This is a genomic window from Vibrio sp. 10N.261.54.A5 (assembly GCF_041471145.1).
In the GTDB taxonomy this organism is placed as follows: domain Bacteria; phylum Pseudomonadota; class Gammaproteobacteria; order Enterobacterales; family Vibrionaceae; genus Vibrio; species Vibrio crassostreae_C.
In genome coordinates, this window is sequence record NZ_JBFRNU010000058.1 from 1,002 (window position 1) to 15,887 (window position 14,886).

Consider the following 14,886-nt stretch of genomic DNA (forward strand, 5'->3'; position numbering starts at 1 on the left):
TCCGACCGCACCATTATTTCTCTTTCATTAGAGAACAAATAGTGAATCTATTAGATTTATTATGGCTACTTAGCTCAGTTGGTTAGAGCACATCACTCATAATGATGGGGTCGCAGGTTCAAATCCCGCAGTAGCCACCACTTATACAACGTTTTATTGAATCACCAATATTCAGTATGACTATAAAGATTTGCTGCGGTCGTGGCGGAATTGGTAGACGCACCAGATTTAGGTTCTGGCGCCGAGAGGTGTGAGAGTTCAAGTCTCTCCGACCGCACCATTATTAAATAGAACCCAGCTTTTTAGCTGGGTTTTGTTTTATCTGGAATATGCAAATCTGCTAGCCAAGTCACCAAGTATTCTCTTCTATAACCTCACTTTTAATACGATTTTATAAGACAATGTCAGCTCCATTTTCTAATTGAGTATGACTAGCCTATGAAACCCCTCCCCTTAACGATCGGTTGCTACACAGATACACCAAGTAAAAGCCAAGGTGTTTATCAAACTCAGTTAGATCTAGAAACAGGAAAACTATTACCTCTAGAGCTGATCATCAAATGTACTAACCCCTCTTTTATTACTGTAACAAAGACTGGGATCTATACTGCATCGGAAGTGGACCAGCAAAAACAGCCCCAGCTCATTCATATACCTAATGTTGATTCACAGCTAACACACAATACAAGCCTCATCTCGGGAGATCACCCTTGTCACGTCGCGATAGATCCACACAATAAGTTTGCTATCACGTCGCAATACTCATCAGGCACATTCGATATTTTTAGCTTAAGTATCAACGGCAGCATCGATAAACGACTCAAAACAATCCAGATGGTTGGTTCCGGGCCAAACAAAGAGAGACAAACTAGCCCACACGCCCATCAATGCCTGTTCTTACAAAACTCACCACAGTTTGTGACTGTCGATCTCGGCACCGATCGCATCAACTTCTATTGCTTTGATGAAGAGCAAGAAGAGTTCCTTGATGAGCCAATGCAGTCTATTAAGGTGCCCGCCGGCAATGGACCTCGCCATTTAATCTTTAACAAAGCTGAAGACAGAGCCTATGTGGTCTGTGAACTCTCTGAAACGTTGCTGACTTTGGAAAAGGTTTTAGGCATTTGGAATGTAGTGGAAGAGATTGATGCATTGCCTAATATGGAGAAGGGAGAAGCCGCAGCTGCGATTAAGCTATCGCCTGATGAGCAATTCCTTTATGTGTCATGTCGACACCAATCAAGAATCAGTAGCTTCAAAATCGACTCTGAGACTCAAAGGCTGACTTTCATTGATAGCTACGACACTGAAGGCAAATTCCCAAGAGACTTCCATATAACGAACGATGGGAAATGGCTTATCGCCGCCAACCAGCACTCCAACAACATCACCTCATTCAAGCGAGATAATGAAGATGGGTCTTTGGTTTATACAGGGTACTCTTTAGAGATCGATGCACCGGTTTGTGTGACGCAACAGCGATAGTAGTCATCTGATACAAAAAAGGAGAGCATTCGCTCTCCTTCTTTTCATAAGCAGTCTTAAACGCTCAATTAGAGACCCAAAGCGTATTTCAATACTTGAGCTTTAATCGGGCCTGAATTCTCTGCTAGCTTGAGTGCAGCATTACGCACAAACTTAAGTGGGCCAATGTCGTTGCTGAATGTCTTGTAGAAGAAATCCATGCCACTTTGCATCATTAGATTGTCGCCTCTTCTTATCACTTCATAGCGTCTTGCTACAGACTGGTTCAATTCACCCTTTTCTTTGGTGACATCCAGCAGTACTGATACATCTTTGAAGCCTAAGTTAACACCCTGCCCAGCCAAAGGGTTGATGGTATGCGCAGAGTCTCCGACCAAAATACAGTTATTCTTCGAGTATGATTGAGCATGACGTCGTGTCAGAGGAAAAGAACCCGAATTCAAGACTTTGATATCACCTAACTCTTTAGGAAAGTGAGTAAGTACTTCGTTACGTAGTTTTTCAGGGGCCATTGCTGACAGTTGCTTAATACGCAGTGGAGAATCATACCAAACTAACGAGCCCAGCCCGACTTCTTGACCGTCAGAGGTTAGAGAACACAAAGGCAAAAATGAACGAGGGCCACTTGGTAGAAATTGCTGCCAAGTAATATCTTGCTGAGGTTGTTCTGTTTCTACATTGATAAGCATACAGTGTTGTCGATAATCCCAAGCCGTGATGCCAATTCCAGCTTGTTGGCGAACGGCTGAATTCGCACCATCAGCACCAACCACCCACTTCGCAGACAACTCAGCCCCTGATTGAAGCTTTACGATATTGATTTCACCAAACTCAATCACATCGAGCTTTTCTGGGCATAACAGTTCGAGATTGTCGTAGGCATCAAATTGAGACCATAAACCTAATTGAATGAGTCTGTTCTCAACGATATAGCCCAAACGAGGAAGGTCTAGTGAGGCAGCATCAAATCGAGTACGACACTCTGGGTGCTCCCACGTCTCTAAACGTTTATAAGAACACACTCGCATTGCTGCAATACTTTGCCATGCACCAAGATCTTCAAGCAAATCGACCGATGCTTGAGAAATCGCTGACACACGAATGTCCATCGCTTGCGATTCATCAAAAGCTTGTGGGGCAAAACCTTCGATCACCGCAACACTCAGACCTTGCTTTGCAAAACCGATTGCTGTTGCTGCGCCAACCATGCCGCCACCGACTACTACAATATCGTAACTGTTCATATTTCGTACTTATCAGTTTGATTCTTTGACTGTTTTTGATTGTACTTTTTCATAACTAACTTGTAACCAAAAACCTTATTCGAAAAAAGGGTTATCCCTTATGGCATATGGCGTTAACGATAATAAAAACCACTACATAAGAGATTTGTTCAGACTACTAGTCAGTCGGTTTTGAAACCAGTACAATACGCCGCTTGCCGCTAGAGCCTGTCATAAAATTGAATACCGAATTATGACAAACGGGGCTAGCGGATGAATAATGGGCGATTTGCTCCCTTAAATTAAACTAACGATCGAGCGAACATATAATGAGTAAGAAACTGCTAATTAAAACTTGGGGCTGTCAGATGAATGAATATGATTCATCAAAAATGGCCGACCTGCTTAACGCTGCAAATGGCTATGAGCTAACTGAAGTACCTGAGGAAGCAGACGTACTACTATTGAATACTTGTTCTATCCGCGAAAAAGCGCAAGAAAAAGTATTCCACCAGCTTGGTCGTTGGAAAACGCTTAAAGATAAAAAAGAAGGTGTGGTGATCGGTGTGGGTGGCTGTGTAGCGACTCAAGAAGGTGATCACATTCGTCAACGTGCACCTTACGTAGACGTTATCTTTGGCCCACAAACATTACACCGTTTGCCAGAGATGATTAAATCATCACTGTCTAACGAAAAGCCAGTAATGGATATCTCTTTCCCAGAGATCGAAAAGTTCGATAACCTGCCAGAGCCAAAAGCTGAAGGCGCGACGGCGTTCGTTTCTATCATGGAAGGTTGTTCTAAATACTGTACTTACTGCGTTGTACCATACACACGTGGCGAAGAAGTTAGCCGTCCAATGGATGATGTACTTTTCGAAGTTGCTCAACTTGCAGAGCAAGGCGTACGTGAAGTTAACCTGCTAGGTCAAAACGTAAACGCATACCGCGGTCCAACACACGAAGGCGATATCTGTTCATTCGCAGAACTGCTTCGTCTTGTTGCTTCTATCGACGGTATCGACCGTATTCGTTTCACAACAAGCCACCCGCTTGAGTTTGGTGACGACATCATTGAAGTTTACAAAGACACACCAGAGCTAGTGAGCTTCCTTCACCTACCAGTACAAAGTGGTAGTGACCGTATTCTTACGATGATGAAGCGCCCACATACGGCTATCGAGTACAAATCTATTATCCGTAAACTGCGTAAAGCTCGCCCTGACATTCAAATCAGCTCTGACTTTATTGTTGGTTTCCCTGGTGAGTCTAAGCAAGACTTCCAAGATACAATGAAGCTAATTAAAGACGTTGATTTCGATATGAGCTTCAGCTTTGTTTTCTCTCCACGTCCAGGTACGCCAGCGGCAGATTACCCATGTGATGTACCAGCACAAGAGAAGAAAGATCGTCTGTACGAACTGCAGCAAACGGTAAACACACAAGCTATGCGTTTCTCTCGTCTAATGTTAGGCACAGAGCAACGTATCCTTGTTGAAGGCCCATCAAGAAAGAACCTAATGGAACTTCGCGGCCGTACAGAAAACAGCCGTGTTGTGAACTTCGAAGGTTCTGCAGACCTAATCGGTCAATTCGTAGATGTGAAGATCACTGAGGTTTACACCAACTCACTACGTGGTGAGCTAGTTCGCACAGAAAAAGACATGGGTCTACGCGTTGTTATGACTCCAGCAGAAATGATGGAAAAAACAAAACGTGAAGACGAGCTAGGTGTAGCGACATTTACGCCATAGGCAATACAACTGTTTGAGCACAAAGCGCAAACACAAAGCTTGAAATTACCTAACTAAGTGACCATCTTAGAAATAGGGATATCACCATCAGAAGCCCGGTCTAAATCGGGCTTTTTGCTCTTTGTTTTATTTAAGAGTGAGTGGCACAAAATGAGAGGCTAATTTGAGCAATAAAATCGTTACCTTAGAGATAAATCTAGAACCAGCAGACAACAAGCGCTTGGCAAGTTTATGCGGACCATTTGACGACAACATCAAGCATCTTGAGCGTCGTCTGGGCGTTGAGATTAATTACCGTAGCAACTTTTTCACCATTGTCGGTAAGCCTCACACTACAGCCGCAGCTTTAGACATCATCAAACACCTCTATGTTGAAACGGCTCCAGTTAAAGGCAACATAATCGATATCGAACCAGAGCAAATACATCTGGCGATCACCGAGTCAGGCATTTTGGAGCAACACGTCGAGTCTGAAATTGACTACGGCAAAGAAGTGACCATTAAGACTAAAAAAGGCGTCATCAAACCTCGAACGCCAAACCAAGCACAGTACCTAATGAACATGGTGACTCATGACATCACCTTTGGTATTGGGCCAGCAGGTACAGGTAAAACCTACTTAGCCGTTGCTGCAGCAGTTGATGCACTTGAACGCCAAGAGATTCGTCGCATTCTATTGACGCGCCCTGCTGTTGAAGCCGGTGAGAAGCTTGGTTTCCTACCGGGTGATTTAAGCCAAAAAGTAGACCCATATTTACGTCCACTTTACGATGCGCTGTTTGAGATGCTTGGCTTTGAGCGAGTTGAGAAGCTGATTGAACGTAACGTAATTGAAGTTGCGCCACTGGCTTACATGCGTGGTCGTACATTGAATGATGCGTTTATCATTCTTGATGAGAGCCAAAACACCACGGTAGAACAGATGAAGATGTTCTTAACCCGTATCGGTTTTAACTCACGCGCTGTGATCACAGGTGATATTACGCAAATCGATTTACCTCGTGGTGCAAAATCAGGCTTACGCCATGCGACTGAAGTGCTCAATGAAGTCGACGACATTAGCTTTAACTTCTTCATGTCTGAAGACGTCGTTCGTCACCCTGTAGTTGCTCGTATCGTCAACGCATACGAGAAGTGGGAAGCAAAAGACCAGAAAGAGCGCAAAGAGTTTGAAAAGCGTAAACGTGAAGAGCGTGAAGCCAAACTTCTTGAGGCTCAGCAGGTAGTTACGACACAATTAGCAACACAAAATAGCTCTGTAATTGCAGAACAAGGTGATAAATAGATGTCTATTGAACTAGACCTGCAATTAGCGGTCGAAAATGAGCAAGGTCTTCCAACTGAGCAAGATATTCAGCTTTGGTTGGACAAGACAATTCCTCAGTTTCAAGAGAACGCTGAGTTGACGGTTCGTATCGTTGATACACAAGAAAGCCACCAGCTCAATCATGAATATCGTGGCAAAGATAAGCCAACTAACGTGTTGTCTTTTCCATTCGAAGCTCCTCCAGGGATCGAGTTAGATCTACTGGGCGACCTCATTATCTGCCGCCAAGTTGTCGAAAAAGAAGCAGAAGAGCAAAGTAAGCCTCTGCTAGCACACTGGGCTCATATGGTTGTACATGGCAGTCTGCATCTGCTAGGTTATGATCATATCGAAGATGATGAAGCTGAAGAGATGGAGTCACTCGAGACAGAAATCATGCAATCTATGGGGTTTGAAGACCCTTACATTCTAGAAAAGTAAATTGATTCTAGTAAAGTAGGTTGCAGAGAAACAATAACTCATCGAACCTGTGATTTTCACAGGAATCTGAGTTGTAACGTGTGCTATCACACTTCTGATAGCGTTATTTTTTGAGAAATCATGAACGAAGGTAACCCCCCCACTTCTGAGGGAAGTAAAAAATCTGAAGGTCCGAGTAGAAAGTCCTTCTTTGAACGCCTAGGCCAACTATTTCAAGGTGAAGTAAAAGATCGCCAAGAGCTCGTAGATGTAATCCGCGACTCAGAAATTAATGACCTAATTGACCACGACACACGCGACATGCTCGAGGGTGTTATGGAAATTTCAGAGATGCGAGTACGCGATATCATGCTGCCTCGCTCTCAAATGGTTACAGTTGAACGCACAGATGATCTAGATACATTGATTGCGCTCATTACTGATGCTCAACACTCTCGCTACCCAGTGATCAGTGAAGATAAAGACCATGTTGAAGGCATTCTATTAGCGAAGGACCTACTTAAGTATTTGGGTTCAGAAAGTGCTCCATTTGATATCGAACAAGTGATTCGCCCTGTCGTGGTTGTTCCTGAAAGTAAGCGAGTTGATCGCCTGCTTAAGGAGTTCCAAGAAGAGCGTTACCACATGTCTATCGTTGTCGATGAGTTTGGTGGAGTTTCTGGCCTGGTAACCATTGAAGATATCCTCGAAGAAATCGTTGGTGAAATTGAAGACGAGTTCGACGATGAAGAAGAGCTAGATATTCGTAAGCTGAGTAAGCATACCTTCTCTGTAAAAGCTTTAACCACTATTGAAGAGTTCAACGATACGTTTAACACTGCCTTTAGTGACGACGAAGTGGATACGGTAGGCGGCATGGTTATGACAGCACTCGGCCACCTGCCGGTTCGTGGCGAAATTGTAGAAATCGAAAACTACCATTTCAAAATAACATCAGCAGATAACCGTCGTGTGATTCAGCTACAGGTAACCATTCCTGACGAACAGCCTCTTCCGACTATCGAAGAATAACAACTTCTCTCTAAAGAGATGACAGAAATTAGATGACTAATACCTTTATTCATCGCCTATTACGGCCGCTTGCGGCCGTTTTTGTTGGCGCTATAACCACCCTTTCATTCGCTCCATACTCTATATGGCCTCTTGCTATTCTCAGCCCAGCTTTGTTGCTGTTACTGATCCACAACCGCTCTCCTAAAAGTGCGCTTTGGATTGGCTACGCATGGGGTTTAGGTCAATTCACCACAGGTATCAGCTGGGTATACGTCAGCATTGATGGTTTTGGCGGCATGCCACTGGCAGCCAACCTATTTTTGATGGCATTGCTTGTTGGCTACCTAGCCGTTTATTCAGGGCTATTTACCTGGGGTTTGAATAAATTCTTCCCTGCCAATAACCTAAGCCGCTTTTTCCTTGCAGCTCCTGCATTCTGGCTAGTCTGTGATTGGCTGCGTGGCTGGGTAATGACGGGCTTCCCTTGGCTTTGGTTAGGCTACAGCCAAATCGATTCGCCATTGGGTTCATTTGCACCGATTGGCGGCGTAGAGCTAGTAACTTTAGCGATCATTGTTTCAGCCTCTGCATTCACTTATGCGATTGTTAACCGGGCTTGGAGCATCGCTATCATTCCCGCTGTCGTATTTAGCGCAGGCTTTGGTATTCGCAACATCGACTGGGTCACGCCGAACCCTGAAAAAACCACGTCAGTCGTCTTGATACAAGGCAACGTCGATCAAGACAGTAAATGGCTACCGAGTCATCGCTGGCCAACCATGATGAAGTACACCGACCTAAGCAGAGAAAACTGGGGAGCGGATATCATCATCTGGCCTGAAGCGGCTATTCCAGCATTCGAAGTTGAGATCCCATCTTTCCTACGTAACTTGGATAGCGCAGCGAAGATGAACAACAGTTCGATCATTACCGGTGTGCTGAATCAGTCTGAAGATAAGAAATACTACAACAGTGTTCTTTCTCTCGGTGTGAATCCATACGGTGAGTACAGCTACGATCCAGACGAACGCTACCATAAACACCACCTGTTACCATTTGGTGAGTTTGTGCCGTTTGAAGATATCTTGCGTCCATTAGCACCTTTCTTTAACTTGCCAATGTCATCATTTAGCCGTGGCGACTTTGTTCAACCAAACATAGTGGCAAATGGTCGTCACTTAGCGCCGGCACTGTGTTATGAGATCATCTTTAATGATCAAGTTAGACAGAACGTAACCGACGAGACTGACTTTATTTTAACGCTCTCTAACGATGCGTGGTTTGGTCGTTCGATTGGCCCTCTGCAACATATGGAAATTGCACAGATGCGTGCTCTGGAGCTTGGTAAGCCGGTTATTCGCTCGACCAACAACGGTGTGACGGCAGTTACTGATTACAAAGGCAATATAATCAAGCAAGTGCCTCAGTTTGAAACGGCAGTGTTAAAAGCTGAACTCATTTCAACGGATGGTCAAACGCCTTATCACACAGTAGGTACTTGGCCACTGTATATCTGGGCGATGCTCAGCTTGGTGATTGGTTGGGTAATTAGAAAGCCAAAAAGCTAGATTCGACGAAAAGTGATTTGAGGGTTGACTGATCGGGTCAACCCTTTTTCATTGCTGTGGTTTTGCGTTGATACGCTATTGTTCAGAAGCTTACGGTTTAAGGGCTTTACGACTAAACCCTTTAGAACCACATTTAATGCATGGAATGATATTGGTTGGGTGGTTATATTCGGTTTGGTGACCACACTCGTCACATACTAAGGTTCCCAAGCCAATGACTTCACCCGATTGATACAAGCCTTGGTGTTCTAAGTCTTGGAACAGTTCAACCCATTCCACCTTAGTACGATCAGTAATATCCAACAGCCCTTGCCAAATAGAGTCCGCAATCATCAAATAGAATGGACCGCTTTTACTCTCTTCATAGCTTTCGGAAAACTCTTTTAAGTCCGACTTCACGTAGGCAGAGATCAATGAAAGCTCATCTTTAGTCATATCATTAGCTGCTTTCGCAAACTTGCCCGACGTTTCGATTTTGTTGTTGAGCTCTTCAGGGCTATGCTTCAGCGTTTCAATCACCTCTTCGACGACTTCTTCATAGAGCGCTTTTTTCTTCGGCATAACAACCTCCTTAAGATAACCAACCTTTTAGTGAGCAAACGGATGCGCTGCAATGCACTCCCGCTTACAAACAAATGCAATTCATACTCTTAAGTATAGTTGCCCTGCGAAATTCAGTGAAAATTACACAATCTACTAAGCGGCAACTGCAAGTATGAAGGGTATAACTATTGTTGTACTCAGCTCCTTTAGGTATTCTATGACGATCTGTAAGATTCTGTTCTAACCGAACTCACAAATTCCAAGATAACCGGATACCATCGATGCAAGAACAATATAACCCGCAAGAGATTGAACAAAAGGTTCAACAACACTGGGATAACAGCGAGACTTTCGTTGTAAGTGAAGACCCAAACAAAGAAAAATTCTACTGTCTTTCTATGTTCCCTTACCCAAGTGGCCGACTGCACATGGGTCACGTGCGTAACTACACCATCGGTGATGTGGTATCTCGTTTCCAACGTCTACAAGGCAAAAACGTAATGCAGCCAATTGGTTGGGATGCATTCGGCCTACCTGCAGAAAACGCCGCTGTTAAAAACAATACAGCACCTGCACCATGGACTTACGAAAACATTGAGTACATGAAGAACCAGCTTAAGCTTCTAGGCTTTGGTTACGACTGGAACCGTGAATTCGCAACGTGTACTCCAGAGTACTACCGTTGGGAACAAGAGTTCTTCACTAAGCTTTACGAAAAAGGCCTGGTTTACAAGAAGACATCTTCAGTGAACTGGTGTCCAAACGACCAAACAGTACTGGCAAATGAGCAAGTAGAAGACGGTTGTTGCTGGCGTTGTGACACTCCAGTAGAGCAAAAGAAAATTCCACAGTGGTTTATTAAAATCACTGAGTACGCTCAAGAGCTACTAGACGATCTAGACAACCTTGAAGGTTGGCCTGAAATGGTTAAGACCATGCAGCGCAACTGGATCGGCCGCTCTGAAGGTGTTGAGCTATCTTTCGCTGTTAACGGCGAAGAAGCACCATTAGAAGTGTACACAACACGTCCAGATACACTAATGGGTGTTTCTTACGTTGGTATCGCTGCAGGTCACCCTCTTGCAGAGAAAGCATCGAAGAACAACCCAGAGCTTGCTGCATTCGTTGAAGAGTGTCGTAACACTAAAGTTGCTGAAGCTGAACTCGCAACGATGGAAAAGAAAGGTATGGATACTGGCCTAACGGCTATCCACCCTCTTAACGGTCGTGTTGTTCCTGTATACGTAGCAAACTTCGTACTTATGGATTACGGCACAGGTGCGGTAATGGCGGTTCCTGCTCACGATCAACGTGACTACGAGTTCGCAACTAAGTACGGCATCGATATCATCCCAGTAATCAAACCTGAAGATGGTTCTGAACTAGACGTGTCTGAAGCGGCTTACACTGAAAAAGGTGTACTGTTTGATTCTGGTGAATTCGATGGTCTTGCGTTCCAAGAAGCATTCGATGCAATTGCTGCGAAGCTTGAAGCTGAAGGCAAAGGTAAGAAGACAGTAAACTTCCGTCTACGTGACTGGGGTGTATCTCGTCAACGTTACTGGGGCGCTCCAATCCCAATGGTAACCACTGAAGACGGTGAAGTTCACCCAGTACCAGCAGACCAACTGCCAGTCATTCTTCCTGAAGATGTAGTAATGGATGGCGTAACGAGCCCAATCAAGGCTGACAAGTCTTGGGCTGAAACAACATTCAACGGCGAACCCGCTCTACGTGAGACTGACACGTTCGATACGTTTATGGAGTCTTCTTGGTACTACGCACGTTACTGTTCACCGCAAGCAGACGACATTCTAGATCCAGAGAAAGCAAACTACTGGCTACCAGTTGACCAATACGTTGGTGGTATCGAGCACGCTTGTATGCACCTGCTTTACTCTCGTTTCTTCCATAAGCTTCTACGTGATGCTGGCTACGTGACGTCTGATGAACCGTTCAAGCAACTACTATGTCAAGGCATGGTTCTGGCTGACGCGTTCTATCACGAAAACGAAAAAGGCACCAAAGAGTGGATTGCACCGACTGACGTAACGGTTGAACGTGACGGTAAAGGTCGCATCGAAAAAGCAGTCGACGATCAAGGTCGTGAAGTTGAACACTCAGGCATGATCAAAATGTCTAAGTCTAAGAACAACGGTATCGACCCACAAGAGATGGTAGACAAGTACGGCGCTGATACAGTACGTCTATTCATGATGTTTGCATCACCTGCAGACATGACGCTTGAGTGGCAAGAGTCTGGCGTTGAAGGGGCTAACCGCTTCCTTAAACGTGTTTGGAAATTGGTTCACGCTCACTCTTCTAAGGGTGCTGCTGAATCTGTTGATGCTTCTGCGCTATCTGGCGACCAAAAAGCACTTCGTCGTGATATCCATAAAACTATCGCGAAAGTAACGGACGATATTGGCCGTCGCCAAACGTTCAACACGGCAATCGCTGCAATCATGGAACTGATGAACAAGCTGGCGAAAGCACCTCAAGAGTCTGCACAAGACCGTGCAATCCTTGACGAAGCGCTAAAAGCGGTAGTACGCATGCTTTACCCAATGACGCCACACATCTCTTACGAAATGTGGATTGCACTTGGTGAATCAAACGTAGACTCAGCAACATGGCCAACTTTCGATGAGAAAGCGCTAGTTGAAGACGAGAAAACTATCGTTGTTATGATCAACGGTAAGCTACGTGCGAAACTAACCGTTGCTGCTGATGCAACAGAAGAGCAAGTTCGTGAGCTTGGTCTAAACGATGAGAACGCTAAGAAGTTCCTAGATGGCTTAACTATCCGTAAAGTTATCTTCGTACCAGGTAAGCTTCTAAACATCGTTGCTAACTAATTTCGTTAGCACAATGCAATTGCTAAAGAATTAACGAACTTAATTCATCAAAAGCAGTCTGTAGACAGGGTAGCTAATTGCCCTGTCTACTTATTTAAGCGCTTTAGACTTGAGCCTAACCACTCAAACGAACTAAAGCCTTTAAATAAGTATTCTACCTTCATGAGAGCCATCAAATAATGCGCCTGATTTCACTATCTTCATTGAAAGTTACTGTTGTTGTTTTAACCGTCAGCCTATTAAGTGCCTGTGGTTTCCACCTGCGTGGTGATTACTCCGTACCCGAAGAACTCAACAAGATCTCCGTAACCAGTTACGACCAATACAGTACGTTTACACGTATGATGAAAGGCCAACTGCGCATGAATGATGTAGAAATTGTGCCACCAGCTGAAAATACCCCTAACCTGCACATCATTAGCGAGAGTGTTGGTGAGCGTACTTTATCGCTATACCAAAATACTCGTGCCGCCGAAATTGAGCTAACATTTAACGCTTCATACCGAGTAACGATCCCAGATCTTGGCTCAAAAACGTTCTCAACCAGTGTTACCCGTAGTTACCTAGATAACCCGCTAACAGCCCTCGCAAAGTCGGTTGAACGCGACATGATCGAAGATGAAATGCGCAAGCTAGCAACTAGCCAAATCCTTCGCCAAATGGCGCGCCTAAAAGCCAACATCGCTGCAGACAGTATGGACCTTGAAGCACTAGAACACGTTCAAGTAAAAGAGCTTGAAAAGCAATACAACATCAAGAATGTTGAGATCGTACCAGCTTCAGAAGAACAACCAACACTTAGCGATTCGGCTGAGTAATAGGTTTATTTGATGCGTATTTTTACTGACCGCTTATCAGAGCAACTTATTAAACAGTTGAGTAATGTTTACCTAATTTTTGGTAACGAACCGCTACTGTTGCAAGAGAGCCGAGAAGCGATTCAAAAGGCTGCAAAACAGCAAGGCTTTGAAGAACGTCACCGCTTTGCGATTGATAGCAGTCTCGACTGGAATCAAGTCTACGACTGCACTCAAGCACTGAGCCTATTCTCTAGCCGTCAGGTCATCGAGCTTGAACTGCCAGAGTCAGGCGTCAATGCCGCAATAGCGAAAGAGCTACTCGCAATCTCCGAGCATATCCACAGTGATATCTTGTTAATCTTGGTGGGCACTAAGCTCACCAAAGCTCAAGAAAGCGCTAAGTGGTTTAAGGCTCTTTCGAATCAGGGTCACTGGGTCAGTTGCCTAACGCCAGATGTCAGTCGGTTACCTCAGTTTGTCCAAGCGCGTTGCCGTCAAATCGGTTTAACGCCAGACCCTGAAGCGATTCAAATGCTGGCGCAATGGCATGAGGGTAATCTATTTGCTCTCACCCAAAGCCTAGAAAAACTGGCTCTCCAATACCCAGATGGAAAACTCACGTTAGTACGCTTAGAAGAATCGCTGAGTCGACACAACCATTTTACTCCATTCCATTGGAGTGATGCGTTATTGGCAGGCAAAGGTAACCGAGCACAACGAATCCTGCGTCAGCTAGAAGCTGAAGGTGTCGAACCCGTCATTTTATTACGTAGCATACAACGAGAGCTTGCTCTGCTATTACAAATGCAGCAACAAATGAAACAGATGCCGATTGGTCAGGTCTTCGAAAAACACCGTATCTGGCAATCTAAAAAGCCTCTTTATAACGCCGCGCTAACAAGAGTTTCGATTTCTCAATTACACTCTTTGTTCGCGTTGCTCACTCAAGCTGAATTGATGACAAAAACTCAATATGAGCAGTCGCCTTGGCCACTAATTCATCAGTTAAGCGTAGAGTTTTGTATCCCTTCAGCTTCAATACCATTTCACGCATAAAAGCGTGTTATATTCTAGGGTCAACAAGCCCTAAACAAAGCTAAATTCAGATTAAAGGAACACCCAGTGTTACGTGAAGAACTAAAAGATTTTCTTGCAGACAAAGCCGACGACATGAAAGCAGAATCGATTGTAACTATCGATGTAGAAGGCAAATCAAGCGTTACTGATTACATGATTGTTTGTACTGGCACCTCTAAACGCCATGTTGCCTCTATTGCACAGCATGTTGCTGATGAAGTGCGTAAAGCGGGTATGCAACCTCTAGGTATGGACGGTCAGCAAGAAGGTGAATGGGTTGTTCTAGATATGGGCACAAGCATGCTTCACGTTATGCAAGAAGAGCATCGTGAGCTGTACCAACTAGAAAAACTTTGGGGCTAAGCTTTGAAGATCCAGTTAATCGCAGTTGGCACAAAAATGCCAAAGTGGGTTGAAGAAGGGTTTCAAGAATACAAACGCCGCTTCCCTCACGATATGCCATTAGAGCTCATTGAAATTACTGCAGGAAAGCGCGGTAAAAATGCAGATATTGCACGCATTCTTCAAAAAGAAGGTGAAGCGATGCTGGCTGCAGTTCCAAAAGGCAACCGTATTGTCACGCTCGATATCCCAGGTAGAAAGTGGGATACACCTCAACTTGCTGAGCAATTGGAAAGTTGGAAATTGGATGGACGCGACGTTTCTATCCTTATTGGCGGGCCTGAAGGACTAGCACCTGCATGTAAAGCGGCCGCAGACCAAAGTTGGTCTCTGTCTGCGCTTACTCTCCCTCACCCATTAGTACGCGTTATCATGGCTGAAAGCTTGTATCGAGCTTGGAGCATCACTGCTAACCACCCTTATCATCGAGAATAAG

13 protein-coding genes and 2 tRNA genes are annotated in these 14,886 nt (G+C 44.6%); 13 read left to right on the forward strand and 2 right to left on the reverse strand.

What is annotated here, in order from left to right:
* The first annotated feature begins 63 nt into the window (after positions 1–63).
* From AB4329_RS17855 to AB4329_RS17865, 3 genes are all read left to right on the forward strand, one after another.
* Positions 64–140: transfer RNA gene (locus tag AB4329_RS17855), tRNA-Met, on the forward strand.
* A gap of 55 nt (positions 141–195) precedes the next feature.
* Positions 196–280: transfer RNA gene (locus AB4329_RS17860), tRNA-Leu, on the forward strand.
* A 158-nt stretch (positions 281–438) separates the two neighbouring features.
* Entirely contained in the window at positions 439–1,485 is a 1,047-nt protein-coding gene (locus tag AB4329_RS17865; protein ID WP_017071286.1) for a lactonase family protein, read from the forward strand.
* 68 nt (positions 1,486–1,553) lie between these two features.
* Here the strand turns inward: AB4329_RS17865 and AB4329_RS17870 are convergent, their stop codons facing one another.
* Positions 1,554–2,729 carry a 2-octaprenyl-3-methyl-6-methoxy-1,4-benzoquinol hydroxylase gene (locus AB4329_RS17870; protein WP_017064167.1) on the reverse strand — a complete coding sequence of 392 codons (1,176 nt, stop codon included), beginning with the start codon at positions 2,727–2,729 and terminating at the stop codon, positions 1,554–1,556.
* A gap of 308 nt (positions 2,730–3,037) precedes the next feature.
* Here AB4329_RS17870 and miaB point away from each other — a divergent pair, with 308 nt between their 5' ends.
* The 5 genes from miaB to lnt all read left to right on the forward strand — a co-directional run bounded on the left by miaB (position 3,038) and on the right by lnt (position 8,770).
* Entirely contained in the window at positions 3,038–4,462 is a 1,425-nt protein-coding gene (gene miaB, locus AB4329_RS17875; RefSeq protein ID WP_065584439.1) for a tRNA (N6-isopentenyl adenosine(37)-C2)-methylthiotransferase MiaB, read from the forward strand.
* 163 nt (positions 4,463–4,625) lie between these two features.
* Positions 4,626–5,747, forward strand: coding sequence for a PhoH family protein (locus AB4329_RS17880; protein WP_017062327.1), 1,122 nt, complete (start codon positions 4,626–4,628; stop codon positions 5,745–5,747).
* Positions 5,748–6,209 carry an rRNA maturation RNase YbeY gene (gene ybeY / locus AB4329_RS17885; RefSeq protein WP_012603383.1) on the forward strand — a complete coding sequence of 154 codons (462 nt, stop codon included), beginning with the start codon at positions 5,748–5,750 and terminating at the stop codon, positions 6,207–6,209.
* Between the two features lie 120 nt (positions 6,210–6,329).
* A complete protein-coding gene (gene corC / locus AB4329_RS17890; protein ID WP_012603382.1) occupies positions 6,330–7,220 on the forward strand; it encodes a CNNM family magnesium/cobalt transport protein CorC in 891 nt (296 codons plus the stop codon).
* Positions 7,221–7,252: 32 nt separating this feature from the next.
* Entirely contained in the window at positions 7,253–8,770 is a 1,518-nt protein-coding gene (gene lnt, locus AB4329_RS17895) for an apolipoprotein N-acyltransferase (RefSeq protein ID WP_065584440.1), read from the forward strand.
* 90 nt (positions 8,771–8,860) lie between these two features.
* Here the strand turns inward: lnt and AB4329_RS17900 are convergent, their stop codons facing one another.
* Positions 8,861–9,331: a zinc ribbon-containing protein gene (locus AB4329_RS17900; RefSeq protein ID WP_372138949.1), complete on the reverse strand. Its 471-nt coding sequence runs from the start codon at positions 9,329–9,331 to the stop codon at positions 8,861–8,863.
* A 263-nt stretch (positions 9,332–9,594) separates the two neighbouring features.
* Here AB4329_RS17900 and leuS point away from each other — a divergent pair, with 263 nt between their 5' ends.
* The 5 genes from leuS (at position 9,595) to rlmH (ending at position 14,885) form a co-directional block, all read left to right on the forward strand.
* Positions 9,595–12,171, forward strand: a complete 2,577-nt coding sequence (leuS, locus tag AB4329_RS17905; protein ID WP_048614215.1) for a leucine--tRNA ligase — start codon at positions 9,595–9,597, stop codon at positions 12,169–12,171.
* Positions 12,172–12,350: 179 nt separating this feature from the next.
* Positions 12,351–12,989: an LPS assembly lipoprotein LptE gene (gene lptE / locus AB4329_RS17910; RefSeq protein ID WP_372128354.1), complete on the forward strand. Its 639-nt coding sequence runs from the start codon at positions 12,351–12,353 to the stop codon at positions 12,987–12,989.
* 12 nt (positions 12,990–13,001) lie between these two features.
* The gene (gene holA / locus AB4329_RS17915) at positions 13,002–14,027 is read left to right on the forward strand and encodes a DNA polymerase III subunit delta (RefSeq protein WP_372138950.1); all 1,026 of its coding nucleotides are present in this window, start codon (positions 13,002–13,004) and stop codon (positions 14,025–14,027) included.
* Positions 14,028–14,093: 66 nt separating this feature from the next.
* Positions 14,094–14,411 carry a ribosome silencing factor gene (gene rsfS / locus AB4329_RS17920; protein WP_004735247.1) on the forward strand — a complete coding sequence of 106 codons (318 nt, stop codon included), beginning with the start codon at positions 14,094–14,096 and terminating at the stop codon, positions 14,409–14,411.
* A gap of 3 nt (positions 14,412–14,414) precedes the next feature.
* The gene (gene rlmH, locus AB4329_RS17925; protein WP_017068506.1) at positions 14,415–14,885 is read left to right on the forward strand and encodes a 23S rRNA (pseudouridine(1915)-N(3))-methyltransferase RlmH; all 471 of its coding nucleotides are present in this window, start codon (positions 14,415–14,417) and stop codon (positions 14,883–14,885) included.
* Position 14,886: the final 1 nt, after the last annotated feature.

Bases quoted from the DNA above. Each gene is read 5' to 3' on its own strand.
- AB4329_RS17865 (WP_017071286.1), top strand. From the start codon at position 439: ATGAAACCCCTCCCCTTAACGATCGGTTGCTACACAGATACACCAAGT.
- AB4329_RS17870 (WP_017064167.1), bottom strand. From the start codon at position 2,729: ATGAACAGTTACGATATTGTAGTAGTCGGTGGCGGCATGGTTGGCGCA.
- miaB (WP_065584439.1), top strand. From the start codon at position 3,038: ATGAGTAAGAAACTGCTAATTAAAACTTGGGGCTGTCAGATGAATGAA.
- ybeY (WP_012603383.1), top strand. From the start codon at position 5,748: ATGTCTATTGAACTAGACCTGCAATTAGCGGTCGAAAATGAGCAAGGT.
- corC (WP_012603382.1), top strand. From the start codon at position 6,330: ATGAACGAAGGTAACCCCCCCACTTCTGAGGGAAGTAAAAAATCTGAA.
- lnt (WP_065584440.1), top strand. From the start codon at position 7,253: ATGACTAATACCTTTATTCATCGCCTATTACGGCCGCTTGCGGCCGTT.
- AB4329_RS17900 (WP_372138949.1), bottom strand. From the start codon at position 9,331: ATGCCGAAGAAAAAAGCGCTCTATGAAGAAGTCGTCGAAGAGGTGATT.
- leuS (WP_048614215.1), top strand. From the start codon at position 9,595: ATGCAAGAACAATATAACCCGCAAGAGATTGAACAAAAGGTTCAACAA.
- lptE (WP_372128354.1), top strand. From the start codon at position 12,351: ATGCGCCTGATTTCACTATCTTCATTGAAAGTTACTGTTGTTGTTTTA.
- holA (WP_372138950.1), top strand. From the start codon at position 13,002: ATGCGTATTTTTACTGACCGCTTATCAGAGCAACTTATTAAACAGTTG.